General features: G+C 43.7%; 18 protein-coding genes and 1 tRNA gene. 18 read left to right on the forward strand and 1 reads right to left on the reverse strand.

Features of this window, described 5'->3' with window-relative positions:
• Nucleotides 1-383: 383 nt before the first annotated feature.
• From B3Q63_RS03375 to B3Q63_RS03420, 10 genes are all read left to right on the forward strand, one after another.
• A tRNA-Trp gene (locus B3Q63_RS03375) sits at nt 384-459 on the forward strand.
• Between the two features lie 51 nt (nt 460-510).
• Nucleotides 511-999 (forward strand): preprotein translocase subunit SecE, encoded by a 489-nt coding sequence (gene secE / locus B3Q63_RS03380; protein ID WP_201628325.1) that lies wholly within the window; start codon nt 511-513, stop codon nt 997-999.
• 71 nt (nt 1,000-1,070) lie between these two features.
• Nucleotides 1,071-1,601: a transcription termination/antitermination protein NusG gene (gene nusG / locus B3Q63_RS03385; RefSeq protein WP_201565495.1), complete on the forward strand. Its 531-nt coding sequence runs from the start codon at nt 1,071-1,073 to the stop codon at nt 1,599-1,601.
• Nucleotides 1,602-1,693: 92 nt separating this feature from the next.
• Nucleotides 1,694-2,125 (forward strand): 50S ribosomal protein L11, encoded by a 432-nt coding sequence (gene rplK / locus B3Q63_RS03390; protein ID WP_068405081.1) that lies wholly within the window; start codon nt 1,694-1,696, stop codon nt 2,123-2,125.
• Nucleotides 2,126-2,827: a 50S ribosomal protein L1 gene (gene rplA, locus B3Q63_RS03395; RefSeq protein ID WP_201565497.1), complete on the forward strand. Its 702-nt coding sequence runs from the start codon at nt 2,126-2,128 to the stop codon at nt 2,825-2,827. It begins immediately after the preceding gene.
• A 418-nt stretch (nt 2,828-3,245) separates the two neighbouring features.
• Nucleotides 3,246-3,773, forward strand: coding sequence for a 50S ribosomal protein L10 (gene rplJ, locus B3Q63_RS03400; RefSeq protein ID WP_201619266.1), 528 nt, complete (start codon nt 3,246-3,248; stop codon nt 3,771-3,773).
• A 126-nt stretch (nt 3,774-3,899) separates the two neighbouring features.
• On the forward strand, nt 3,900-4,271 hold the full coding sequence (gene rplL / locus B3Q63_RS03405) for a 50S ribosomal protein L7/L12 (RefSeq protein ID WP_201565501.1): 372 nt from the start codon (nt 3,900-3,902) through the stop codon (nt 4,269-4,271).
• An 855-nt stretch (nt 4,272-5,126) separates the two neighbouring features.
• Complete coding sequence (gene rpoB, locus B3Q63_RS03410) at nt 5,127-9,245, forward strand: DNA-directed RNA polymerase subunit beta (protein WP_201565503.1); 4,119 nt, start codon at nt 5,127-5,129, stop codon at nt 9,243-9,245.
• Nucleotides 9,246-9,433: 188 nt separating this feature from the next.
• Nucleotides 9,434-13,654: a DNA-directed RNA polymerase subunit beta' gene (gene rpoC / locus B3Q63_RS03415; protein WP_296173806.1), complete on the forward strand. Its 4,221-nt coding sequence runs from the start codon at nt 9,434-9,436 to the stop codon at nt 13,652-13,654.
• 318 nt (nt 13,655-13,972) lie between these two features.
• Entirely contained in the window at nt 13,973-14,500 is a 528-nt protein-coding gene (locus B3Q63_RS03420) for a DUF6586 family protein (protein ID WP_296173809.1), read from the forward strand.
• Between the two features lie 151 nt (nt 14,501-14,651).
• On the opposite strand, the gene B3Q63_RS03425 is transcribed toward B3Q63_RS03420, so the two are convergent.
• Nucleotides 14,652-17,348: a penicillin-binding protein 1A gene (locus B3Q63_RS03425; protein ID WP_296173811.1), complete on the reverse strand. Its 2,697-nt coding sequence runs from the start codon at nt 17,346-17,348 to the stop codon at nt 14,652-14,654.
• Nucleotides 17,349-17,540: 192 nt separating this feature from the next.
• Between B3Q63_RS03425 and B3Q63_RS03430 the strand changes: the two genes are divergently transcribed.
• The 8 genes from B3Q63_RS03430 to B3Q63_RS03465 all read left to right on the forward strand — a co-directional run bounded on the left by B3Q63_RS03430 (nt 17,541) and on the right by B3Q63_RS03465 (nt 26,212).
• The gene (locus tag B3Q63_RS03430) at nt 17,541-18,596 is read left to right on the forward strand and encodes a pilus assembly protein PilM (RefSeq protein WP_296173815.1); all 1,056 of its coding nucleotides are present in this window, start codon (nt 17,541-17,543) and stop codon (nt 18,594-18,596) included.
• The gene (locus B3Q63_RS03435; protein ID WP_296173818.1) at nt 18,596-19,255 is read left to right on the forward strand and encodes a PilN domain-containing protein; all 660 of its coding nucleotides are present in this window, start codon (nt 18,596-18,598) and stop codon (nt 19,253-19,255) included. Before B3Q63_RS03430 ends, B3Q63_RS03435 begins: the two co-directional genes overlap by 1 nt.
• A complete protein-coding gene (locus B3Q63_RS03440; RefSeq protein WP_201625856.1) occupies nt 19,252-19,983 on the forward strand; it encodes a type 4a pilus biogenesis protein PilO in 732 nt (243 codons plus the stop codon). The genes B3Q63_RS03435 and B3Q63_RS03440 overlap by 4 nt, the downstream gene beginning before the upstream one ends.
• Nucleotides 19,983-20,516: a pilus assembly protein PilP gene (locus B3Q63_RS03445; RefSeq protein WP_201565523.1), complete on the forward strand. Its 534-nt coding sequence runs from the start codon at nt 19,983-19,985 to the stop codon at nt 20,514-20,516. The genes B3Q63_RS03440 and B3Q63_RS03445 overlap by 1 nt, the downstream gene beginning before the upstream one ends.
• 27 nt (nt 20,517-20,543) lie before the next feature.
• Entirely contained in the window at nt 20,544-22,916 is a 2,373-nt protein-coding gene (gene pilQ / locus B3Q63_RS03450; RefSeq protein ID WP_296173821.1) for a type IV pilus secretin PilQ, read from the forward strand.
• Nucleotides 22,917-23,080: 164 nt separating this feature from the next.
• Nucleotides 23,081-23,644 carry a shikimate kinase AroK gene (gene aroK, locus B3Q63_RS03455; protein ID WP_201565531.1) on the forward strand — a complete coding sequence of 188 codons (564 nt, stop codon included), beginning with the start codon at nt 23,081-23,083 and terminating at the stop codon, nt 23,642-23,644.
• 62 nt (nt 23,645-23,706) lie between these two features.
• Entirely contained in the window at nt 23,707-24,885 is a 1,179-nt protein-coding gene (gene aroB, locus B3Q63_RS03460) for a 3-dehydroquinate synthase (RefSeq protein ID WP_296173827.1), read from the forward strand.
• A gap of 214 nt (nt 24,886-25,099) precedes the next feature.
• Nucleotides 25,100-26,212 carry a hypothetical protein gene (locus B3Q63_RS03465; protein WP_296173829.1) on the forward strand — a complete coding sequence of 371 codons (1,113 nt, stop codon included), beginning with the start codon at nt 25,100-25,102 and terminating at the stop codon, nt 26,210-26,212.
• Nucleotides 26,213-26,592 lie beyond the last annotated feature (380 nt).

Raw genomic sequence — 26,592 nt, forward strand, 5'->3', positions numbered from 1 at the left:
TATTAGAGCAATCTGATCACGTTAAGCAGTAAGAAAAAAACCACCCTTGTAAGAGGGTTGCTTTTTTTGTGGGTGTAGAATAAGTGATTAAATATGAATGGTTGAAGAGTAGGGCTGAATAAGAAGATATTCCCATTTTAACTGTATTTATAAAAATTCGTTTTTAAACCTGCTTGCTATCTATTGTAATTCTTGACTGAGCTTGCTATATTAACGCTGCAGCTTATCAGCACCTTTTATGCTAAATGTTTAAGATTATTATGCATATAAAGTGTGTAGATAATAAGGTTTCAGAATAGCAACATTAAGGCGATAGAAGAATTTTATTCCTAAATGCTTGCATTCTATGCCAAATATTGTATAATGCTGTCCTTTACACCCATAGGCGATTGGCTCAATTGGTAGAGCATCGGTCTCCAAAACCGAGGGTTGTAGGTTCGAGTCCTACATCGCCTGCCATCTTCTTATCACATCTTTGTCATACCCCACCATCTCCGAAGTGAGTTCTTTATGAGCAATAATCAAGATAACCTCGAGACTAAGTTATCTGATGCCAAGGCAGTTGCTGGTGGAATGCTGTCCAAAGATAAGCACGTTTCAGCTGGCAATCAATCGACTGCTGTTGAAGTTGCTAAAACTGGTTCAGTAAAAGATGTGATTTTGTGGCTATTAGCCGCAGCGATTTTAATTGGTGCAACGTTAGTTAATCAATACTTACCTGGCTATTGGCAACCTGCCAATGATGTTTGGGTGCGTATTGGTATTATCGCGGCGCTGGTTATCATTGCTTTCGTGTGCTTGGCATTAACAAATCAAGGTCGCGCTTTTAAAATATTATTAAAAGATGCGGCCGTTGAGCTGCGCCGAGTCACATGGCCAGGCAAAGATGAAACCTTCCAATACACATGGCAAGTGCTTGTCATGATTGCGATTGTTGGCTTCCTTGTTTGGTTATTAGATAACTTTTTTAATTGGTTCGTTGGTATCTTTATTGGTTAATGACGCGTATTAGTGTCCTTTAAGCCAAAATTTACTTATAACGACTTAACTGTAATGATCAGGAGCGTGATATGCGTTGGTATATTGTCCAAGCGTTTTCAGGATATGAAAAGCAAGTACAACGTTCATTAACTGATCGTATTAATCGTAGTGACTTTGCTGATTCGTTCGGTGATGTGTTGGTTCCTACTGAAGAAGTCGTCGAAATGAAAGACGGCAAAAAGCGTAAAAGCGAGCGTAAGTTCTTTCCGGGTTATGTATTAATCCAAATGGAGATGAACGACAACACTTGGCACATCGTTAAAGATTGCCCACGTATTATGGGCTTTATCGGTGGCACGCCAGAGACGCCTGCGCCTATTACGCAAGTAGAAGCAGATCGCATCTTGAACCGTCTGAACCAGACTGAAGCTGACCCGCGTCCTAAGACTCTATTTGAGCCGGGCGAAGAGTTGTTGGTTATCGATGGTCCATTTACTGACTTTAAAGGGTTGGTTGAAAAAGTGGATTATGAGAAGTCTAAGCTACATTTAACGGTAAACGTATTTAACCGACCGACTCAGGTCGAGCTTGAGTTTAGTAAAGTTGAAAAGCTAGACTAAACCTGCCACAAATTCATCAACCGGGGAGCTGTTAGTCAATAAGGGTTATACCACGTTGATTTGGCGCTATTACCCATAAAGGAGAGTATCTCATGGCTAAGAAGATTGATGGTTACATCAAACTACAAGTGCCTGCAGGCAAAGCAAATCCTTCACCACCGATTGGTCCAGCATTGGGTCAAAAAGGCGTGAACATCATGGCGTTCTGTAAAGAATTTAACGCTGCGACCTCAAACCAAGAGCCGGGTCTACCGATTCCTACTGAGATCACGGTATACAGCGATAAGTCTTTTACCTTCATCATGAAGTCGCCACCAGCTGCATACTTACTACGTAAGGCTGCTGGTATCGCTAAAGGTTCTGGTACACCAAACACCGCTAAAGTCGGTAAAGTGGACCGTGCTCAGTTAGAAGAGATCGTTAAGACTAAAGATGCAGATTTAACTGCTGCTGGTCTTGATGCTGCTGTCCGTACCATCGCTGGTACTGCACGTTCAATGGGTATTACCGTGGAGGGTGTGTAAATGAGCAAACTTACTAAGCGTCAAAAGTTAATCGCTGAGCGTGTAGAAAACGAAAAATTATACACTCTTGAAGAAGCGGTTCAAATCTTAAACGATTTGCCAGCTCTTAAATTCAAAGAGTCTATCGACATCGCAGTAAACTTGGGCGTTGACCCACGTAAATCTGACCAAGTCGTTCGTGGTGCTACTAACCTACCTGCTGGTACTGGTAAAACCAAACGCGTTGCTGTATTTGCTCAAGGCGCTGCTGCTGAAGCCGCCAAAGAAGCTGGTGCTGACATCGTTGGTTTTGAAGACCTAGCAGAACAAATCAAAGCCGGTAACATGGACTTTGACGTCGTTATTGCTGCTCCTGATGCGATGCGTGTTGTTGGTCAATTAGGTACTATCCTAGGTCCACGTGGCCTGATGCCTAACCCAAAAGTTGGTACAGTAACGCCTAACGTTGCTGAAGCTGTAACTAACGCTAAAGCGGGTCAAGCACAGTATCGTGTTGATAAAGCGGGTATTATCCATACCACTATCGGTCAAGTTGGTTTCACTGCTGAGCAAGTTATCCAAAACGCTCAAGCACTAATCACAGATCTAAAGCGTGCTAAACCTGCTACTTCTAAAGGTACTTTCATTAAGAAAATTACCTTGTCTAGCACTATGGGTCCAGGTATCACTATTGATCCTGTTCCATATCGCACAGCGAAATAATTAAACATCTGCCTTTATTTGACGATTTCAAATAAAGGCCGCAAAAATATTTTAAAGAATTAGGTCAGCGTAGCAAACGCTATGCTGTCTAAGACCGTAGGTAGAAAGCGGTTTTGCGTTATTATTAATGATTTTCGGATTGCTGATAATAACAACGAGCTGCTTTTGTTAATCGACGACAGATGAAAATCTTAGTTGTCCTACGCAGACGGTGACCCACCCAGTTGTTGATAAGAGCCGATAGGCTAGTACCTGTATTAAAAATTAATATAAGCGCTAGGCTATCACTTGATGTCATTCTGATAACGGTGCCGTAATCAGTCGTTATGAGTGAATTCTTCATGGAATTTATAAATAACGTATCGTATCAAGTCAGTCTTAGTATGAATTAGATTGATTAGATTAAAGGAGTCAACTTATGGCATTAACGCTAGAGCAAAAACAACAAGTTGTGGCTGAAGTGTCTGAAGTTGCTGCTAATGCTCACTCAGCAGTAGCTGCCGAATATCATGGTATTGGTGTTGCAAAGCTTACTAAGCTACGCGAACAAGCCCGTGAGAAAGGCGTCGTTTTGAAAGTGGTAAAAAACACCCTAGCAAAACGCGCGTTTGAAGGCACTAAGTTTGAGAGCATGTCAGACCGTATGACTGGTCCACTACTTTTGGCTTTCTCTATGGAAGATTTGGGATCTGCTGCTCGAGTTGTTTTCGAGTTCAGTAAAGATAACAAAGCTTTAGAGACCAAATTGGTATCAGTCGGTGGTGAAGTTTATGGTCCAGAAGAGCTAGAGCGCGTATCGAAGCTACCAACTCGCGACGAAGCAATCTCTATCCTAATGGCTACTATGAACGCACCAGTTACCAAGCTTGTTCAAACTATGAACGCTGTTCCTAGTAAGCTTGTTCGCACGGTAGCAGCAATCAAAGACGCAAAAGAAGCTGCTTAATTGCTTGTTTTAACGTAACTTTGACATCGCCGATTGCACTTTATTGCCAACACTATTTGAAAATTTGGCAAGCAATCCAAGCGATATTAAAACCAACTAAATTTTATCAGATAACGGAGAGTTCTCATGGCACTATCTAAAGATGATGTGTTAAACGCAATCGCTGAAATGTCAGTAATGGATATCGTTGAGTTAATCAGCGCTATGGAAGAAAAATTCGGCGTAACAGCTGCTGTTGCTGCTGCTGCACCTGCTGCTGCTGGTCCTGCTGCTGCTGCTGAAGAAAAAGACGAGTTTGACGTAGTTCTTGCCAGCTTTGGCGAGAAGAAAGTTGGCGTAATTAAAGCCGTACGTGAAGCTACTGGTCTTGGCTTGAAAGAAGCGAAAGATTTGGTTGAAAGCGCTCCAGCTCCAATCAAAGAAGGCGTAAACAAAGCTGAAGCTGAAGAGTTGAAAAAGAAACTTGAAGAAGCTGGTGCAACTGTTGAGCTAAAATAAGCTGAGCTTATCTTAGTGTTGTACAAAAAAAGCTGGTAATGCCTTGCATTGCCAGCTTTTTTTTATTATAATTCGTAGCTTGACCTTTTGTGTCTGCCAACATACGCATGCAACATCACGGTGGATACCCATCAAAAGGACAGACGATATACATGCAAGTACACTTAGTAGTTATTGAAATCAGTTAATATAAGCTAAACGTCGATCGATGTTTGGCATTTTTTTGTGTCTGCATGCTTTCCCATTAACGCTATAGTTTATACTGATTCTAAAAGTCATTGTTTCTAAAAGTTATAGTTACCCCAGTTACCATTAATTCCGAAAAGTTATAAATATTCGATTATCCATTTAGCATGGTTTTACTGTCAGTAAGTAGGCTCGTAGACGGTAGATATCAGCGACGATATTACTTATGATTGTAGCTGGTGAGTCGTTTGCTGTGTAGTATTAAAAAGCACCATTAAATAGCATGAAATTGAACTTAATACGCAACACCCTTGTTTTAGATATCGACAACGCTTTAAAGGTATCAATAACACTTTAAGTGAATTTATAAAGAGAATCAATAGTATTTAAAGACCAGTGCTTGGCCTTAAGTACTATAGAGTGTAGGGCATTGAAATTTGCAATGTCAGCACCCATGTAGGCATGTTTAGATGCCGATTTTACGCTTAAATAAGCTGGCTTAATCATGCACTATACGCGTGAATTAATCATCAGTCATTAAATGAGCATGAATAACCGTTTTATATTATCGTTTACGTCGCTAAGTTTGCATAGTATTAATATCAACTAATATAGATGCACGCTGGCCACGCTTTCAATTTGTTTCCACGTTTACTGTAAGGACTCTCGATGGCATATTCTTATACTGAAAAAAAGCGTATTCGCAAAAGTTTTGCTGAATTGCCTACTGTGATGGACATTCCCTATTTGTTGTCTATCCAAGTAGATTCTTATGAGCAATTTTTGCAAGAGCATAAAAAGCCAAAAGCTCGTGAGAATACTGGTTTGCAAGCTGCGTATTCCTCTATTTTCCCAATTGAGAGTCACTCTGGTAATGCTGAGTTACAATTCGTTGAATATTATTTAGGTACGCCTGAATTTGATGAGCGTGAGTGTATCTTACGCGGCTCGACCTTTGCTGCGCCGATGCGTGTCAAAATTCGCCTAATCATCAAAGACAAAGACAGCAAAGATAAAGACAGCAAAGCTGCAATCAAAGATATCCGTGAGCAAAGCGTCTATATGGGCGAGATGCCATTGATGACTGCTAACGGTACTTTTATTATCAATGGTACTGAACGTGTAATCGTATCACAGCTGCATCGTTCGCCGGGCGTATTCTTTGACCATGATAAAGGTAAGTCGCATTCAAGTGGTAAGGTGCTTTATAACGCCCGTATCATTCCTTACCGTGGTTCATGGTTAGACTTTGAATTTGATGCCAAAGATTTGGTTTTTGCTCGTATTGACCGTCGTCGTAAGCTGCTTGCTTCTATCATCCTACGCGCTTTAGGTTTAAGCACGTCTGAGATCTTAGATTTGTTCTTTGATAAAGTCGCGGTTTATAAAGGTGAAGAGCAGTTTGAGATTGATCTGGTAGCTGACCGCTTACGTGGCGAGATGGCGCAGTTTGATATCGTGACGCCTGAAGGCGAAGTGGTTGTCGAGCAGGGCAAACGTATTAATGCCCGCCGTATCCGTCAGCTTGAAGAAGCGGGTATGACTAAAATCTCTATCCCTGATGAATACTTATACGAGCGTATTTTAGCGGAAGACATCGTCGTTAATGACGAAGTTATCGCTAAAGCCAATACGCTGATTGACCATGAATTGTTGGTTAAATTAAGTGCGTTTGAAGCCAGTGAGTCTATCAAAGAATTCAGCATTCTGTTCACCAACGATATCGACCAAGGCAGTTATATTGCCGATACGCTACGTGCAGATAGCACCTCAAGCCGTGAAGAAGCCTTGATTGAGATTTATAAAGTCATGCGCCCAGGTGAGCCACCAACGGTTGAAACTGCTGAGAAGCTGTTTGAAAGCATGTTCTTTAACCCTGATCGTTATGACTTATCGAATGTCGGTCGTATGAAGTTTAACCGTCGTTTGGGTCTAGAATTTGAAGATACTGATGACGCTGATATTCAACGCGGTCGTAGCGTCTTGACCAATGATGATATCGTTAACGTCCTAAAAGAATTGATTGAGATTCGTAATGGTCGCGGCGAAGTCGATGATATTGACCATTTAGGTAACCGCCGTATTCGTTCGGTAGGCGAGATGGCTGAAAACCAATTCCGTGTTGGCCTAGTACGTGTTGAGCGTGCGGTTAAAGAGCGTTTAAGCTCAGCGGAATCTGATAACTTGTCACCACAAGATTTAATTAACTCAAAGCCAGTAGCGGCTGCGGTTAAAGAATTCTTTGGTTCAAGCCAGTTATCACAGTTTATGGATCAGAACAATCCATTGTCAGAAGTGACGCATAAACGCCGTGTATCAGCATTAGGACCCGGTGGTCTGACCCGTGAACGTGCAGGCTTTGAAGTACGTGACGTACATGATACCCATTATGGCCGTGTATGTCCGATTGAAACTCCTGAAGGTCCAAACATTGGTTTGATTAACTCACTAGCAACCTTTGCTAAAACCAACAGCTTTGGCTTCTTAGAAACGCCATATCGCCGTGTGGTTGACGGTAAAGTAACAGACGTTATTGAGTATCTATCAGCGATTGAAGAAGTTGGTACTGTTATTGCACAGGCTGATTCACCAGTAACCGCAGAAGGCGCGTTATCTGATGAGATGGTCAGTGTGCGTAGCTATGGTGAATTCGTGCGTATGCCGCCAGAAAAAGTGACGCATATGGATGTGTCACCAAGTCAGGTGGTATCGGTAGCTGCTGGTTTGATTCCATTCCTTGAGCATGATGATGCTAACCGTGCCTTGATGGGTTCGAACATGCAACGTCAGGCCGTTCCTACGCTACGTGCTGATAAGCCGTTAGTAGGTACAGGTATGGAGCGTCACGTTGCGCGTGACTCTGGTGTTTGTGTTATCGCTAAGCGTGGCGGTGTAATCGAAGACGTTGATGCCTCACGTGTTGTGGTCCGTGTTAATGAAGATGAGATGGTCGCTGGTGAAGCGGGTATTGATATCTATAACTTGGTTAAATATACGCGTTCTAACCAAAATACTTGTATCAACCAACGTATTATTGTTAACCAAGGCGACGAGATTGCTGTAGGTGATATCTTGGCTGATGGTCCTTCAACGGATCTTGGTGAGCTTGCACTGGGTCAGAATATTCGCATCGCATTTATGCCTTGGAATGGTTACAACTTCGAAGATTCGATTTTGCTATCTGAAAAAGTGGTGAAAGAAGATCGTTTCACAACTATTCATATTCAAGAATTGACGTGTGTGGCACGTGATACCAAGCTTGGAACAGAAGAAATTACTGCTGATATTCCAAACGTTGGTGAAGCGGCGCTATCAAGCCTTGATGAAGCAGGTATCGTTTATATCGGTGCTGAAGTAGATGCGGGCGATATCTTAGTTGGTAAAGTCACGCCAAAAGGTGAGACGCAACTAACGCCAGAAGAGAAACTACTACGGGCTATCTTTGGTGAAAAGGCTGCTGATGTTAAAGATACGTCGCTACGTGTTCCAACATCAAGCAAAGGTACGGTTATTGACGTGCAAGTCTTTACCCGTGACGGCGTTGAAAAAGATGCGCGTGCAAAAGCGATTGAAAAATCACAGCTTGATAGCTACCGTAAAGATTTAAAAGAAGAGCTACGCATCTTTGAAGAAGCAGCTCGTGGTCGTATCGCAAGCTTGCTCGATGGTCAAAAAGTCAGTGGCGGTTCTGGTCTAAAAGCCGGTACAGTGATGGCATTGGCTGATATGAAAGACATGAGCCTTGAGACCTTGCTTGATATCCAACCGGTTGAAGAAGAAATCTCTGAGCGTCTAACGCAAATCGCTGATTACTTGGTCGATAAGCAAAAAGACATCGATGTTAAATTTGCCGAGAAAAAACGCAAATTGACCGCTGGTGATGACTTACAACATGGCGTACAAAAAATCGTTAAGGTTTATCTAGCGGTTAAGCGTCGTATTCAGCCTGGTGATAAAATGGCTGGTCGTCATGGTAACAAAGGTGTGGTATCGCGCATTATGCCGGTTGAAGACATGCCTTATGACGAACATGGTAATACCGTTGATATCGTCTTGAACCCACTCGGTGTACCATCGCGTATGAACATCGGTCAGGTTCTAGAGACTCACTTAGGTATGGCAGCAAAAGGCTTGGGCGAAAAGATTGATGGTATGCTCAAAGCACAAGCAGCGATTAAAGATTTGCGTGATTTCTTAGACCAAATCTATAACAAAGTGGGCGGCGAGCAAGTGGATCTTGATAGCTTAAGTGATGATGACATCATGGCGCTAGCAGACAACTTACGCGGCGGTGTACCGATGGGCACAGCAGTATTTGATGGTGCTCATGAGCATCAAGTCAAAGACTTGCTAGAGCTTGCTGGTATGGCGCGTGATGGTCAGCAGACCTTGTATGACGGTCGTACTGGTCAGAAGTTTGACCGCCAAGTAACCGTTGGTTATATGTATATGCTAAAACTTAACCACTTGGTTGATGACAAAATGCATGCGCGTTCTACTGGTTCTTACTCACTAGTAACGCAGCAGCCGCTCGGTGGTAAAGCACAGTTTGGTGGTCAGCGCTTCGGTGAGATGGAAGTCTGGGCACTAGAAGCATATGGCGCGACTTATACCTTGCAAGAGATGCTGACGGTGAAGTCGGATGACGTTGAAGGCCGTACCCGTATGTACAAAAACATCGTCGATGGTGAGCAATATATGGATCCAGGTATGCCTGAATCGTTTAACGTGTTGACCAAAGAAATCAAATCACTGGGTATCAATATTGAGTTAAAGCAAACCCATTAAGCACGGCTGACTGAAGCTACCTTTAACATAGCTTTAGTTAATTATTATCCTTAGTGGTCAATCTAGAAGCAGTACGCGCATAGCTGCTGCTTTTAGTGATTTGTCTCAACCCTATTCATTGCCTTCATTCATCTTAGCCGCGCTCCTAGCACGCTGTCAGATGATTATAAAGATAACGGAGAAGCAACTTGAAAGATTTACTCGATATCATGCAAAGCCCTACCGGCAACGGTAACCAAGAGTTTGATAGTATTCAAATTACCTTAGCCTCACCTGACGTGATCAAATCATGGTCACATGGTGAAGTTAAAAAACCAGAAACGATTAACTATCGTACGTTTAAGCCTGAGCGTGATGGTCTGTTCTGTGCCAAAATCTTTGGTCCAGTAAAAGACTTTGAGTGTTTATGTGGTAAGTACAAGCGCCGTAAGTTCCAAGGCGTTATTTGTGAGAAATGTGGCGTTGAAGTCACAACTGCTAAAGTACGTCGCGATCGCATGGGTCATATTGATCTTGCGAGCCCTGTTGCGCATATTTGGTTCTTAAAATCATTACCAAGCCGCATCGGTCTATTGCTAGACATGACGCTTCGTGATATCGAACGCGTCCTATATTTTGAAAGCTATATCGTCACAGAACCTGGTCTGACTTCTTTAGAGAAGTATCAGCTGCTTGATGATGAAGATTATTATAAAGCGCTTGAAGAGTTTGGCGATGAGTTCACTGCCAAAATGGGTGCTGAAGCGGTTCAAGACCTATTAAAAGACATCGATTTAGATATCGAGATTGATGAGCTGCGTGAAGCAATTCCGCAAACCGGTTCTGAAACCAAGCTTAAAAAGATGTCTAAGCGTCTTAAGTTATTAGAAGCCTTCCGTGATTCTCATAACAAGCCTGAGTGGATGGTAATGAATATCTTACCAGTACTACCACCAGATTTGCGTCCGCTAGTACCACTAGAAGGCGGCCGTTTTGCGACCTCAGATCTAAACGATTTATATCGCCGCGTGATTAACCGTAACAACCGTCTAAAGCGTCTATTAGAGCTAAGCGCCCCTGATATCATCGTACGTAACGAAAAACGTATGTTGCAAGAATCAGTCGATGCCTTACTTGATAACGGTCGTCGCGGTCGTGCTATCACTGGTAGTAACAAGCGTCCATTGAAATCTTTGGCAGATATGATCAAAGGTAAGCAAGGTCGTTTCCGTCAAAACTTACTTGGTAAGCGTGTTGACTACTCTGGTCGTTCGGTGATTGTTGTTGGTCCTACGCTACGTCTACATCAGTGTGGTCTACCGAAGAAAATGGCACTTGAATTGTTCAAGCCATTTACTTATAACAAATTATTGTCTCATGGTTTAGCAACGACGATTAAAGCGGCCAAAAAGATGGTAGAGCGTGAAGAGCCACAAGTGTGGGATATGCTGGCCATGGTTATCCGTGAGCATCCAGTACTCTTGAACCGTGCGCCAACGCTTCACCGTTTGGGTCTACAAGCATTTGAGCCAGTATTGATTGAAGGTAAAGCTATCCAGCTGCATCCTCTAGTCTGTACCGCGTTCAACGCCGACTTTGATGGTGACCAAATGGCCGTTCACGTGCCATTGACCCTAGAAGCGCAGCTTGAATCACGTGCATTGATGATGTCGACCAACAATATCTTGTCGCCTGCTAACGGTGATCCAATCATCGTACCATCACAAGACGTTGTATTGGGTCTGTACTACATCAGCCGTTCGTCAATCAATTCTAAAGGCGAGGGCATGATTTTTGCCACCGTTAATGAAGCATTGCGTGCGATTGGTTCAAACGATTTGCATGTAAACGCCAAAATTAAAGTACGTGTGACTGAAACTCATGTCGACGAAGAAGGTAATGAGACTAAAGAAGTCAAGTTACAAGATACCGTCGCTGGTCGTCTACTTATCTGGAACATCATGCCTAAAGGTATGTCGTTCGATGAGTGTAATGAAGAGATGACGAAGAAAAATATCTCTAAATTGATCAACTCTTGCTACCGTAAAGTTGGCGTGAAAGAAAGTGTTATGTTTGCTGACCAATTGATGTACCTTGGTTTTGCTCAAGCAACACTGTCTGGCGTGTCTATCGGTATCGATGATATGGTCATTCCGCCAAGCAAAGTACAAATCATTGAAACCGCAGAAGCGGAAGTTCGCGAGATTGAAGACCAATTCGAGCAAGGTTTCGTGACTGCGGGTGAGCGTTATAACAAAGTTGTCGATATCTGGTCACGTACCAATGATAAAGTCGCCAAAGCGATGATGGACAACTTAGCGACTGATAAAATCATGAATGCTAAAGGTGAAGAAGAAGAGCAGAAATCCTTTAACTCTATCTTTATCATGTCAGATTCTGGTGCTCGTGGTAGTGCGGCACAGATTCGTCAGTTGGCAGGTATGCGTGGTTTGATGGCAAAACCGGATGGCTCAATCATTGAGACGCCGATTAAAGCCAACTTCCGTGAAGGTTTGACCGTACTTCAGTACTTTATCTCAACGCATGGTGCCCGTAAAGGTCTTGCGGATACCGCACTGAAAACCGCTAACTCGGGTTACTTAACGCGTCGTTTGGTTGACGTGGCACAAGATTTGGTTATTACCAGTGAAGATTGTGGTACTGAGCAAGGCTTGCTCATGAAGCCGCATATTCAAGGTGGTGAGATCATTGAGAAGCTCGGTGAGCTAGTACTTGGTCGTGTGACCGCTCGTGATGTAACGTATAACGATGATGCTGATAAAGTATTGATTCCAGCGGGTACCTTGATCGATGAGCATTGGGTAAATGTGCTTGATAATAACGCGATTGATGATATCTGGGTACGTTCGGTTATTACTTGTGATATCGAACATGGCGTTTGTTCACAGTGTTATGGTCGTGACCTTGCCCGTGGTCATAAAGTCAATATCGGCGAGTCAGTCGGTGTTATGGCAGCGCAGTCTATCGGTGAACCTGGTACTCAGTTAACGATGCGTACTTTCCACGTTGGTGGGGCAGCAAGTTCTGCTTCTGTGGACAACAGCATCTCAGCACGTAATGCTGGTCAAGTGCACTTTGAGAACATGAAAACAGTGCAACATACCGATGGTCATTTGGTTATCGTGTCGCGTTCAGCTGAACTGGCATTGACTGATGAGCTTGGCCGTGAGCGTGAGCGCTATAAAGTTCCTTATGGTTCAAGCGTGCTTGTGAAAAACGAAGAGCAGGTCGAAGGCGGTCAGACTATCGCTAAATGGGATCCGCACACGCACCCAATTATCACAGAATTTGCTGGTACTGCACGCTTCAGTGACATCACTGATGGTATGACAGCGACGGTAAAAGTTGATGATGCGACTGGTATGAGCTCGTTTGAGATTCTAGCGACTCGTGACCGTTCAAGCTCAGCCAAAGACTTACGTCCGGCGATTATCTTGAACACTGACGAAGGTAAAGAAGTGGTTTACTTCTTACCAGCTGAAACCATCATTCGCGTTAGCGACGGTGAAAAAGTAGCAGCCGGTTCGATCCTAGGTCGTGTACCACAAGCATCATCAGGTACTAAAGATATTACCGGTGGTCTACCACGTGTTGCTGATTTATTTGAAGCACGTCGTCCGAAAGATCATGCCATCATGGCAGAGATGTCGGGTGTGGTCAGCTTCGGTAAAGAAACCAAAGGTAAAAACCGCTTCATTATCACCAATGAAGATGGTGAGATTCATGAAGAGCTGATCCCGAAATGGCGTCAAATCAACGTCTTCGAAAACGAGACGGTTGCTCGTGGTGAGGTTATCGCTGATGGTCCACAAAACCCGCACGATATCCTACGTCTGAAAGGACAAACCGCGCTTGCTGACTATATCGTTAACGAAGTACAGGACGTATACCGCTTGCAGGGTGTAAAAATCAACGATAAGCACATCGAAGTTATCATTCGTCAGATGCTGCGTAAAGTTGAAGTAACGGATGGCGGCGATTCAAGCCACTTTAAAGGCGATCAGGTCGAATACGCTGATATCAAAGCCTTGAATGCTAAACTCGAAGCGGAAGATAAATTCCCAGTACAGTATGAGCGTCAATTACTTGGTATTACCAAAGCAAGTCTGGCAACAGAAAGCTTTATCTCAGCGGCGTCGTTCCAGGAAACCACTCGTGTTCTAACTGCGGCTGCCGTAACTGGTAAAGTGGATGAGCTACGTGGTCTGAAAGAAAACGTCGTTGTTGGTCGCTTGATTCCTGCCGGTACTGGTCTTGCTTATCATAAAGCCCGTAAAGAAAAAGCGGAGCAAAAACTGCAAGATAAAGACTTGAATGCAGCGTTTGATATGACAGCCAGCACTGATAGCAAAGACTTTGCAAGCTTTGATGAAGCGTTTGCCCAAGAGCTTAACCAAGGCAATCACTAATCTAAATAACGCTTAGTTATTTTCTCAATAAAAAAGCCAGCCTAAGTTGCTGGCTTTTTTGTGGCTTAAAGAAAATAAATCAGGTAAATTATTTGTTTAGAATGTGACTTCAGAAAATAGTACACTGCTATATAGATGGTTTTTTAAATATTTCTAAATAAATATTTAAAAATATATGTTTCTAAATATATGTCTTAATCACAAAACAAAGCTTATTAAGTAATTTTACTTATTCACGTAAAAGCTGTTTAAAAGACCTATTATTATAATCGTAATACCTATTAAACAAATCATTCACTAAATAACAAGGATAGGCGCATGGCAGGTAAGACTCGCGTTGCCAAATACCAAGCTGACCGTACCAATCAAAAGCTGTATTTTTGTCGTTTGGCTTGTCAGGCGGCAGCTACTACTAACGATAAACAGCTCTATCAAGCCCATTGTGAAACGGCCATTTTTCACCTATATGGGACATATCTTGCTTTTGTACAAGAACTTGGGCATTTTTATGGTTTAAGTATGACAGCGCCAACCTTGGCAGATATTGAAGAAGCACTAAGCGCCCGTACCCAAGTTTCGCCTGAAGTGCAGCGCTTACAACAATTACAGCAACAAGGTTTTTTAGCCAATATAGAGCATGCTTATCAGCGCTGTTTATATGCGGTATTGCCTGATAATGTTATCGATGAGAAGACGGGTAGTGAGATAAAAGAAGCACCTGATTTGATTGTAAATGTCGTGACGTTATCGAATCAGTGGTTGCCAGACGAAGCAACCATACGTGAATGGCGTCAGCAGTTTGCGGAGCTGATTGAGCAGCTACGCGCTGGTATGGTAGAGTTTTAATATCATCAGCCGCTTTTCAAATCAATTCCCTTTAAGCTTATAAATTCGCCTTAACTTCAAATACAGGCTCTAAAAGCGCAAAAAAAAGGTCTTGCGCAGGAGACTGAGCAAGACCTTTTTTATGAAACTATTAACCAGAATAGTGGTTTATTTATTCTGGCATCGGCGGCATACGCGCAACAGGCGTTGCTGATAAAGGTTTGTTTTGAGGATTGCTGTCATCAGTACGACTTGGCTTCGGTTTCTCAGGAGCTGGTCGATTTTGAATTTGCTCTTCAATTGGTTCAGGAGCAGGGGGCTTACGTTGCTGGGTGGTGGTCTTAACGGGTTTTGCTGATTTACCCTCATCGGCTGTATCGTCTTCAAGCTCGGCAGCACCTTCATCCATCATTTCTATAATGCTCTGCTTTTGCTTTTTTGATTTGGCACGGTTATTAATAGAAACCCATTGATGAGGGGTGTCTTTTAGTTGGGCTTTCATAAAGTCCATCCAAACCGGCAGCGCTGCTACGCCGCCATACTCGCGGCGACCTAGCGTTGATGGCTGATCAAAGCCCATCCATACAACCGTGGCATTGGTAGGATGAAACCCTGCAAACCAGGCATCTTTCGCTTCATTCGTCGTTCCGGTCTTACCGCCAATATCATCACGTCCTAACGCTCTTGCTTTCACAGCCGTACCGCGCTGGACAACATCGCGTAAGATATCGGCCATCTCAAAAGCAACTCTAGGTTTTAAAATACGCGGTGCTTGTTCAGCACGTACATACTGTACTACTGGTGCTTTTAGGCGATCTGAATATGGGCTTGCATCATAAATATCTAAATCAAGCACTTTATCATCTTTTGCTATCTTGTCGTTATTTTCTGCTTTTAGCTCAGCGTCTTTTTTATCTGTCGCATTGTCTTTAGCGCTAACGTTTTCATCTTTAGCAGCAGCTGCTTTATTCTCTGCTTCTATTTTTGCTTCATAATCTTTGATAAGCTTTTTATTGACAGCGTCAAGCTGCTCATTAAAGCATAAGGCGCAAGCTTGCTGCGGGTTGGCTTGAAACAGCAGCTTATTATCATAGTTATAAATTTGTTCGATAAAATAAGGCTGGATACGATGTCCGCCATTAGCAAAGGTGGCATAAGCCGTCGCCATTTGTAATGGCGTGGCCTGACCAGCGCCCAAAGCTAATGACAAAGTTGTAGGCAGCTTTTCTTTATCAAGGCCAAATTCGTCTAACAAATTGCGCGCATCAGAGATACCAATTGCTTGCAGCAAACGGATAGAGACTAAGTTACGAGATAGATAAAGCCCACGGCGTAAGGTGATATCGCCTAAAAAACGTTGGTCGGAATTCTTAGGTTTCCAGTCACCTACTTGAATAGGACGGTCCGAGACAATACTGTCTGGACGATAGCCTTTTTCTAAAGCAGTGGTATAAACCAGTGGCTTAATCGTCGAACCTGGTTGACGCCAGCCTTGTAGCGCGCGGTTGAATTTACTATGGTTAAAGTCAAATCCACCTACCAAGGCTCGAACGGCACCCGTTTCAGGATTTAGAGAAACCAAGCTGCCCTGTACTTCAGGTATTTGTCCCAATTGCCAATTGCCATTGGTCGTCGGTATCAGGCGCACGATATCATTTTTGCTGACAATCTGACTGGCATTACTCGGAAAGTAGCCGATGCGATCGGCAGAGATATATTTGCGCGCCCAGCTCATACCAGACCAGTTAACTGTTACATTCTCACCAGAGGGCATCGTTGCTTCAAAACTGCGAGAATTGACCTTGGTCACTTTGGCCGGAGACATATTGCTATAACGACGGAATTTTTCCAGCGGTTCGCCATTTGCTTCAGCGCCGCGCCAGCCATGACGGTGCTCATAAGCCACCAAACCTGTTAGTATCGCTGATTCTGCTGCTTTTTGTGCTTCGCTATCAACAGTCAAACGCACGCGCCAGCCACCATGCATCACTTGCTCACCATAGCGGTTGACCAAGGCAGAACGCGTCATCTCTGCCAAATACGGCATATTGACGTCAAGTTTTTCTTGATAAAGATTGATACCAATTGGGGCGTTAATGGCTTCGTCGTGCTGAGCCTTATTAATATAGCCAAGCTCATGCATGCGTCCAATAATCCAGTTGCGGCGGGTGAGGGCGCGACTTGGATTGGCAACTGGGTTATATTTAGAAGGAGCTTTTGGCAGGCCTGCCAACATGGCCATTTCGGCAACGGTGAGGTTTTCTAGAGATTTACTATAATATTTTTTGGCAGCGGCGCGAATACCATAAGCGCCTTCGCCTAAATAAATTTTATTGACATATAAGGTAAGAATGTCATTTTTGCTCAGCTCGTCTTCGATTTTACGGGCTAAAAACAGCTCTGTCAGCTTGCGATTTAGAGTGCGCTCTGAGCTTAAGAAATAGTTTTTGGCAACCTGCATCGTAATAGTAGAGCCACCCGTTTGACTCTCATCATCGGTGACCACTTCGGTCACAGCGCGACCAAGACCTTTAATACTAATCCCGCTATGCTGAAAAAATGACGCATCTTCCGCCGCTAAAAAAGCCTGCGTTAAGCCTTTAGGAATCTCTTCAAACGTAACCGGTAGCGATAAACGATTGCCATACTGACCAATCAGTTTGTCGTCACTACTATATATCTGTAACGGCATCTCTAGGTTGGCCGTTTTAATCTCTTGAATGCTTGGCAAGGTTGGCGATAAATACATTGCCATACCGTAAAAGCCAATAGGTACGGCAAGCGCTAAGATTAGCGCTAACGCTAAACAGGCAATGAAAAGCCCCACCAAAAAGTGAATGAGACGAGCGGTAGCATTTTTTTTGGTCATAAGAAGACTTATCAATTAAAGTTTCAATAGATAGGGCATTATACCTTGAACAAAATAGGCAAGTAATAATAAATGTGTAAGTGTTGCTTAATAAGTAATTTAAATGCTTGAATCTATCTGTTAAGTAAAGTATTGTACTAAATTATTACAAATAACTATCAGATTGTACACTTAACATAAGGTATAGAGTTTGTGAGGCTATTTACTTCTAAGAGTCGACATTTGATTGGCGTGGATATTTGCACCACCTCAGTGAAGTTGGTTGACATACAGCGTCAACAGGGCATATTTCACCTAAAATCTTACGGCATAGAAAGGTTGCCGGAAGGCGTAGTCGTCGACAAACTCATTGTAGACACTGAAGCGGTGGGTAACACAATAGCAAGCTTGGCGCGACGTTGCCAAGCTGCCGGTAGCAACGCCGCTACTTCAGTTTCAGGCTCAGCCGTGATTACCAAAATCATCGATATGGATATGGTGCTTAACGACGTTGAGCGTGAAGCGCAAATCCGCTTGGATGCTGATCAATACGTACCTTATCCATTAGAAGATGTTAATTTGGATTTTGAGGTATTGGGTCCCTCTTTGGTTAATGACAATATGGTGCAGGTACTATTGGCAGCCTCACGGTCGGAAAATGTCGACCAAAGAGTGGATGCGCTGACCTTTGGTGGCTTGCAAACCAAAGTGATGGATATCGAATCGCATGCGATTGAGCGTGCCTTTGGTTTGATGGCAGATAGCCTGCCAAACGTACCAGATTTGGTGGCTGTCGTCGATATTGGTCATAATCAAACCACATTATATATTGCTAAAAATGGCGAGTTTATATATAGTCGTGAACAATTATTTGGTGGTGTGCAGCTTACTGAAGCGATACAAAATCGATACGGATTGTCCGCTGAAGAAGCGACGATTAGTAAACGCGAACGTACTTTGCCGGACGATTACTATCCTGATGTGTTGACCCCATTTATAGAAAATACCATTCAACAGATTACTCGATCATTGCAATTCTATTTCTCATCCAGTCAATATACCAGTATTGATCATGTGGTGCTTGCAGGCGGCAGTAGTTCTATTGCAGGACTCGCCGGTATGGCACAGCAAAGATTGGGCGTACCTGTGAGTATGGCAAATCCGTTCATTAATATGACCATTGCTCCACATATCGATAATGAGCAATTGGCGCTTGATGCACCCAGCTTAATGGCCGCTTGCGGTCTTGCGTTAAGGAGCTTCGACTAATGGCTCGTATTAACTTATTGCCCTGGCGGCAAGAAGAGCGCGAACGCCGCAATAAAGAATTTATCACTTTGGTGGTGGCCGTTACTTTGCTAGCTCTATTGGCGGCATTCGCTTCATGGAGTTATTTTAACAATGAACTCGATGAGCAGTTAGATGCCAATGCACTGATTGAACAAGAAAATGCGCGCCTAGATAAAGCCTTGGTAGAGATTGATAGCTTAGAGCAGCGCCGTGATGACATCGTCTCACGCATGCAGGTTATCCAAGATTTGCAAGGTCGACGTCCGGTTCCTGTACGGTTATGGGATGATCTTGCCAAGGCGATGCCGCCAGCGCTTTATTTAAATAACTTAAAACGCGAAGGTGATGTGCTTACTTTAACCGGTCTTGCTGACAATCCAAATATCGTCTCTAGCTTGATTCGTAACCTTGATAATAGCAAATGGATGGGTAATTCAGCAGTGAGTAATATTCAGCAAAATATCACTGCTTATGAATCTGCTCCAGCGCTTAATAATACGGTCACTGCTGGTGAACAGCCGCGTCCTATTTATCCTGAAGACAGTTATGTTCAGTTTGTCGTAACGACCAAAGTACAGTCAGAAACGATTGAAGCTACTGATGCGGATGGTAATGCTGTGCTTGGAGGTGAGTTATGAAACTGAGCCGTAAAAAAAGCCTCATTAAAACCAAAAAGACGGCGGTTAGTACTAAAAAGCCGTTCGATTTGAATGAATTCCGCCGCAGCTTTGAGTCGTTGGATGCTGAGAACTATGGCAGTTGGCCGCTCCCTGTCAAAGTCACCGTGATTGGATTTATTATTGCTTTAATCGCTGCGCTGTCATGGGCATTGCCGATTAGCAGTAAAATTGATGAGATCACTGCTGCGGAAAGTCAACAGCAAACCTTACTGGATAGCTACCGTGAAAAAGAATCGCGGGCGCGCCATCTAAAGGCCTATCAAGCGCAAGTGATTCAAATGGAAGCGGAGTTCAATACCTTACTTGATCAGCTACCAAAAGATACCCGTGTATCAGAATTGGTCGAAGGTATCAATATGACGGGCGTTGGCAGTAATATCCGTTTCCAAGATATTTCAGTAGAGCCTGAGATTGAAAATGAGTTCTTTATTGAGCAGCCTATTCGTATTGCCGCTTTAGGTGAATACCATCAGTTTGGTAGCTTTATCAGCGGGCTTGCTGCTTTGCCGCGTATTATTACGATGCATGATTTTGAAGTCAGTAATCCGCAGCCAACTTTGGATGTTTTGCCTGAGCTCAATCTGGTGCTACAAACCAAAACGTATCGCTCAAAAGAAGCGGCTCCTGAAGGTGATGAAGCTGTCGCGCCTGATGCTGCTACCACTGATGCTGCAGGAGGCAACTAATGAATATCCAAAAACTGCCCATGCTGCTTATTTTAAGCGCCACTGTTTTGTCGATAACGGGTTGTACTGACCGTATCGGCATGGCAGAGCAGGCGATGGCTGATATTCGTAACCAGCCAGCGCAGCCGATTGAACCGCCGCCCAAGGCTGAGCTGGTAGAAGATTTTGTCTATAGTGCCAGTGCGCAGCGTAGTCCATTTTTGCCACCAAGCTTAGTGAACGTTCAAGGCCCTGCTACCTCTATCGATGGCGTGCGCCCTGATATCACCCGAGTAAAAGAACCGCTTGAGCAATATGAGCTATCGCAACTCGTCTTTCGCGGTGTCGTTATTTCCCCTGAAGGTCAGCAATATGCCTTAGTACAGCGCCCCGATGGTTCAGTTGCGAGCGTTAGAGTCGGTAATTATCTTGGATTAAATGACGGCCGTATTGTTGAAATCACGCCGACCCAGATTAACTTGATTGAAATTGTGCCAGACAGCCGCGCTGGGTTTGTAGAAAAACCCCAGTCGCTGGTCTCCCCTATAAGCTAAGTCGGCAGATTTTTTGAGGAATACATAATGACAGTACGCAATAACAAGGTAATGACGATGAACAACCGCGTATCTTCTACGTTTGCCATCTCTGCATTGGCAATGAGTATGGTAGCAGTTAGTAGCAGTGCTCATGCTGAGCAGCGCATCAATAACGTCTCTGTGGTACAGACCGCACCGGCCGTTACCCAAATGCGTTTGGGCTTTGCCGGCAAACCAGTATTACCTGCAGCCTACCAGCTTGATAATCCGAGCCGTTTGGTATTGGATTTTGAAAAGGTACAAAACGGACTTGCCAGTCGTTTTAATGAATATAACGTCGGTATGATCAATGATGTCACTACCCTAAATAGCGACAATACCACCCGTCTGATTGTTGGGCTCAAACAAGCGGGCAATTATACCACCGCTATTGAGGGCAATGATTTGTTGTTAACGATTAGCGACCCTAGTCGTCCAGTGGTTAATCAAGTAGTTACCAATGACCCTGTGCAAGACGTGCTTAATGGCAATGCGGGTATCACTACCACTGCTGTTGTTACACCGATAGTTGAGACCAGTAGCGTAGCAGCGGCGCCTATTCGTACCACAGCTACTAGCTCTACAGTAAACAAAACCCAAGTACCTGCTGATACCATGGTGGTGCGCGTCAATCCGTTGCTAAGCCCACAGCTTGCGGCCTCACAAGTGAGTAAGCAGTATAGTTATGACGGTTTAACGGCGGTTAATTTTACCGCAGGCAATGATGGTGGCGGTAACGTCAGTATTGCGCTTGCCAACGAAGCCATTCCAGTTGACGTCCAGCGTCAAGGTAATAAGTTGGTTGTACGTTTAACCGGCAGTACCGTGCCGAGAAATTTATTACGTCGCTTGAACGTGAATAGTGGTCTGGTTGATAGTATTGATACTAAAAACCAAGGTCAAAATGGTGTGATTACCATCAATGTTAAAGAAGATTATGAGTATCAAGCTTATCAATCGGGTAACCAGTTAAATATCAATATCCGCAAGCCTGAGCTACTTCGTGAGCCAACGCTTGAAGAGAAAGTATATAGCGGTGAAGCGCTATCTATGGAATTCCAAGACGTCGAAATCCGTAGTGTGTTAGATATCTTGGCACAGTTTACTGATATGAATATCGTGGCTAGTGATTCGGTCGCGGGTAATATTACCTTGCGCCTGATTAATGTACCTTGGGATCAAGCGCTAGATATTATTCTAAAGAGTAAAAATCTTGGTAAGCGTGAAAATGGCAACGTGATTTTGGTTGCGCCCTCGACTGAGCTTGCTGAACAAGAAGCTCGTGAGCTTGAAGCGCAGCAAGCGGTTGAGTCGTATGCGCCGCTACGCACGGAATACATTCGCTTAAGCTATGCTAAAGCGGCTGATGTCTTGACCCTTATCTCTCAGGGTAGTGGCTCATCAGGTGGCAGCGGTACTGGCAACACAAATTCTACTGATAACAATACCTTGTTGTCTAACCGTGGTACGGTAACGGTTGATGAGCGTACCAATACCTTGATTATCAAAGATGTCGCTGAAAGCATTGAAAATATTCATAAGCTGATTGGTAAAATTGATATTCCAGTCCGTCAAGTAATGATTGAAGCACGTATTGTTAGCGCTACTGATAGCTTTAGTAAAGAGATCGGCGTGCGTTGGGGTATCTTGTCAAACGGCGCTGCCAATAACCGTAACTTGTTGGTCGGTGGTAGTAATCAGACGCTATGGGATTTAAAAGATTTTGACGTAGAAACAACGACAGTGAATGGTCAAACGGTTTCTTATCCTAAATATGACATCAGCCGTCCTGATAACTTAAACGTTGACTTAGGTGTTGCTAATCCAGCGGGTAGTATCGCTTTTGGGCTACTTAGCATGTCAGATGTGATGCTTGATCTTGAGCTATCAGCCCTACAAGCCGATAACCGCGGTGAAGTGATTTCGACACCAAAGATTTTGACGGCTGATAAACAAACGGCAAAAGTATCTTCTGGTACACAAATTCCTTATCAAGAAGCCTCGGCCAGTGGCGCGACCACCACCAGCTTTAAAGAAGCGGCATTGAGTCTAGAAGCGACGCCAAACATTACGCCTGATGGTAAAATTGGTTTGCAACTTGTTATTACCAATGGCACGCCAACGATTATTAATAATCAGGTAGCGATTGCTGAAGATTCAATCTCGACCAACGTCATTGTTGAAGACGGTCAAACCATTGTTCTAGGCGGCGTCTTTAAAAATCGTAGCAGTAATGGTGTCGATAAAGTACCTTTCTTAGGTGACTTGCCTTATATCGGTCGTGCCTTCCGCCGTGATGTCCGTAATAACTCTAAAGAAGAGTTATTGATATTTGTCACGCCAAAATTGATTAATGATGGCATCAGCCGTTTAAATTAATCAGCGTTTAATGTCTTTATAACTAAAAAAAGCAAGCATCAGCGCTTGCTTTTTTTATGGCCAATTTTTGCGTGTGCTTGGATTTTACTCACAATAATCAACGCGCATTACTAGCCAGAATATCAATGACGTTGTATCATACCTAATTTAGCTGAGTGCGTATTATGGTTGAGGAATTACCGTCGGTATTTCTAGTGGGGCCGATGGGAGCGGGCAAGACCACCATTGGCAGGTTACTGGCTAAGCAGTTAGGGCGCTCGTTTGTAGACAGTGATTGGTATATTGAGTCACAAACCGGCGCAGATATTGCTTGGATATTCGCTAAAGAAGGCGAAGCGGGCTTTCGCGAACGGGAGACGCGTGCCATCGATGAGCTGACGCAGCAATCACAAATCGTCTTAGCGACCGGCGGCGGCGCAGTAATGGCGGCCGAAAACCGTGCCTTTCTTAAAGAGCGCGGCATCGTCGTCTATCTCAATGCTCCGGTAGACGTGCAAATGGCGCGTACTGCCAAAGATAAGTCGCGACCATTATTACAACAACCGAATCCTAGAAAAATATTGCAAGATTTATACAGCGCCCGCGACCCCTTATATCGGCAAGTGGCGCATATTATCATGCCGACCGGTCATACCTATCCTCGCCATATGGTCAATCAGTTATTGCAGCAACTAGACGCATTTTGTGCCTCAACTTCTATCAGCTCAGCACATCAAGAAGATGAATAAGAAAAAGTTTAATAAACAACGCCGCTCAATTTAATTCAATCCTCATATTTAAGGAGATTTTCATGGCAACGCCACTGTTTCATGCCACCCTAACAGTACAGACGCAAAGTCATGATTATCCTATCGTCATTACTGAAAACAGTAATGCAAGCAACCCTAAAAACATTGTTAGTAATACTGCTGAAAACACTACTAATAATAGCGCTGAAAATGGCGCTAAAAAAAGTAGCATGGCAAGCCAAATTGCTCCTTATATTACAGGTCGTCAAGTCCTTATTGTCACCAATGAGACGGTTGCGCCTTTATATTTAAAGGCTTTACAAGAGGAGCTTGAAGCGCAGTTTACCGTCAAGGTTTGTGTGCTCCCAGATGGTGAACAATATAAAAACCAGACCAGTATCAATCAGATTTATGATGCGCTGATGGCCGAGCACTTTAACCGTGATGTGACCCTAATCGCACTTGGTGGCGGTGTGGTCGGTGATATGACAGGCTTTGCCGCCGCAAGTTTTATGCGCGGGGTCAATTTTATTCAAATCCCAACGACTTTGCTATCACAAGTGGATTCAAGCGTTGGCGGCAAGACCGGCATCAACCACCCCCAAGGTAAAAACATGATTGGCGCATTTTGGCAGCCGCAAATGGTGCTTGCTGATATGAGCACGCTTAAAACCTTGCCTGCACGTGAGCTATCAGCAGGATTGGCAGAGGTCATTAAGTACGCGCTGATTATGGATGCAGAGTTTTTGACTTGGCTTGAGCACAATCTACCAGCGATGATGGCGTTGGATTTAGCCGTACTTGGCGAAGCGGTGAAGCGCTGCTGCCAGTACAAAGCTGATATCGTCGCACAAGACGAAAGAGAGTCCGGTGTGCGCGCCTTATTAAACTTTGGTCATACCTTTGGTCATGTGATTGAAACCCATGAAGGCTATGGTAATTGGCTACATGGTGAGGCGGTCGCGGCTGGTATGGTGCAAGCAGCTGAGCTGTCGCAAAAGCTTGGTTGGTTAACGAGTGCTGACGTTGCCCGTATTAAGCGCATATTGCTATTGGCAAATTTACCTATCACGCCACCCGCTATTGACGTACAAACAGCGTTAGGTTTGATGGGTCATGATAAAAAAGTCAAACACGGACAAATCCGCCTTATTTTGTTAAAATCATTAGGTGAGGCAGTATTGACCAATGAATTTGATGCTGGGCTGTTAACAGAAGTATTGTCACAACATCACTCATAAAGGTGGCTAAAGGTTAGTAAAAGCGTCAATACTGTTAATAAAGGCGTCAATACTGTTAATAATAGAGTCAATACTATTCATCATAGCGTTAAGATTTTAATTTATGGCCTTATCATTAAGTGACAATTTTTTAACTGCATCTTTATAAGTATTGCGTTATAAATGGCTTTTTATCAGACTATCTTTATAAGTACTTTTCCCCAAGGACATCTCCATGGCAGCATCACGCTCGACGACTCGCACAGCTGGGCAGAAATATCGCCGTCAAGCATTGATTTGGCTGATAGCGACACTGCTATTGGGCGTGTTTACCGCCTTAGTTTGGATGTTTAGTCAAACGCCAGCGATGGGCGCAAAAATCGAGAATGAGCCAATATCAGCGCCACAAGCCTCAACTGATGAGCTTGAGCAGCCGTTAAAGATAGAATCCTTGCATGAGCTTGATACCGATGTGCAGCCGATTAGTTTTGATGCCACCGTCCGTGATTTGCGCAGCTACCCCGATGAGTTTAAAGATAAGCGTTATCTGCTGGCTAATAAAGGCAAGTGGACGGTGCAGGTGATGAATGTCGCTGAAAATGATGTCATTGTCAGCTATCTAGAAAGCCGTGAAGATCGCGAGAAGTTTGCTTATTTTCGCTACCTAGATGAAAACAATCAAGTACGTTATATGCTGACTTATGGGCTGATGAGTAGTCCACAAGAAACGGTCGGCGCGGCTAAGCTGATAGACTTTAAGCTGCCTGCTAATGTGCGTGTGTTGCCAGAAGAGATCAATCGCTACGTCAGTATTATTGATAATTATGAGCGTCCTGACCCCGTCAAGGACTTAAGCACCAAACGCACGCGCGCTGTCAATTTGCGCCCAACCAAACGCGAAGTGCCGGTGCGTCAGAAAGCACCAGCTAACGATAGTGCCAACGAGCAAGCAGCAAGTAATGCCAATCGCGGCGCGCAGGAAGGGACGAATAATAGCACTGCTGAAAGTATTCGTCAGTCAGTCGATACCTCTGAGACCTTATCTGTCAATGAAGAGCGTACGGTCGGTATCGAAGAGCAGACAACGACTGCACCAACACCAAAAAATACGGATAATAGCCGAAAATCTGAAGCAAATAACAATAATGAACCGAAAAAACCACCCGTGGTTGAAGCGCCTAAACCGCCGAGTGCTAATCCCAATGCGGCTAATAAGAACGCCAATTCCAATGCGGCTAATAAAAATGCCAACGCTAATGCTGGTGCTAATAACAATGCCTCAAAAAATAACGCCTCAAAGAACAACAATGACAGCATAAAAGAGCTTATTGAAGAAAAAAGCAATTAATTTCAATGAGCGTTTATTAAGAAAGCCTACCAGATATCCTGTTTGGTAGGCTTTTTTGCGGCTGTGATTTTGATAAGTAAGATTGCATTTGAATGTATGCAGTGGTTATTAGGTTTTAATATTAAGGTTCATAGGCATGGAAAACTATCTAAAAACGCATATATAAACGGCTTAAACTGGGTCTCAGTCGAGAAAGTTAGTAATGGCATCATCATTGATAATATAATTTTTTACAAAATCGAGAACATAAAGACATAGAAAAGACTAGATTTTTTGTCAATCATTAACTAAGATAACTATGGGCGACGTTCTGTATAGTTATCGTAAATCGTTATTTAACATCGCAGCATTTAGTAAGTAGGCTTGCTATAAATACAAGC

This window comes from Psychrobacter sp. UBA2769, assembly GCF_002352555.1.
Taxonomy (GTDB): Bacteria; Pseudomonadota; Gammaproteobacteria; order Pseudomonadales; family Moraxellaceae; genus Psychrobacter; species Psychrobacter maritimus.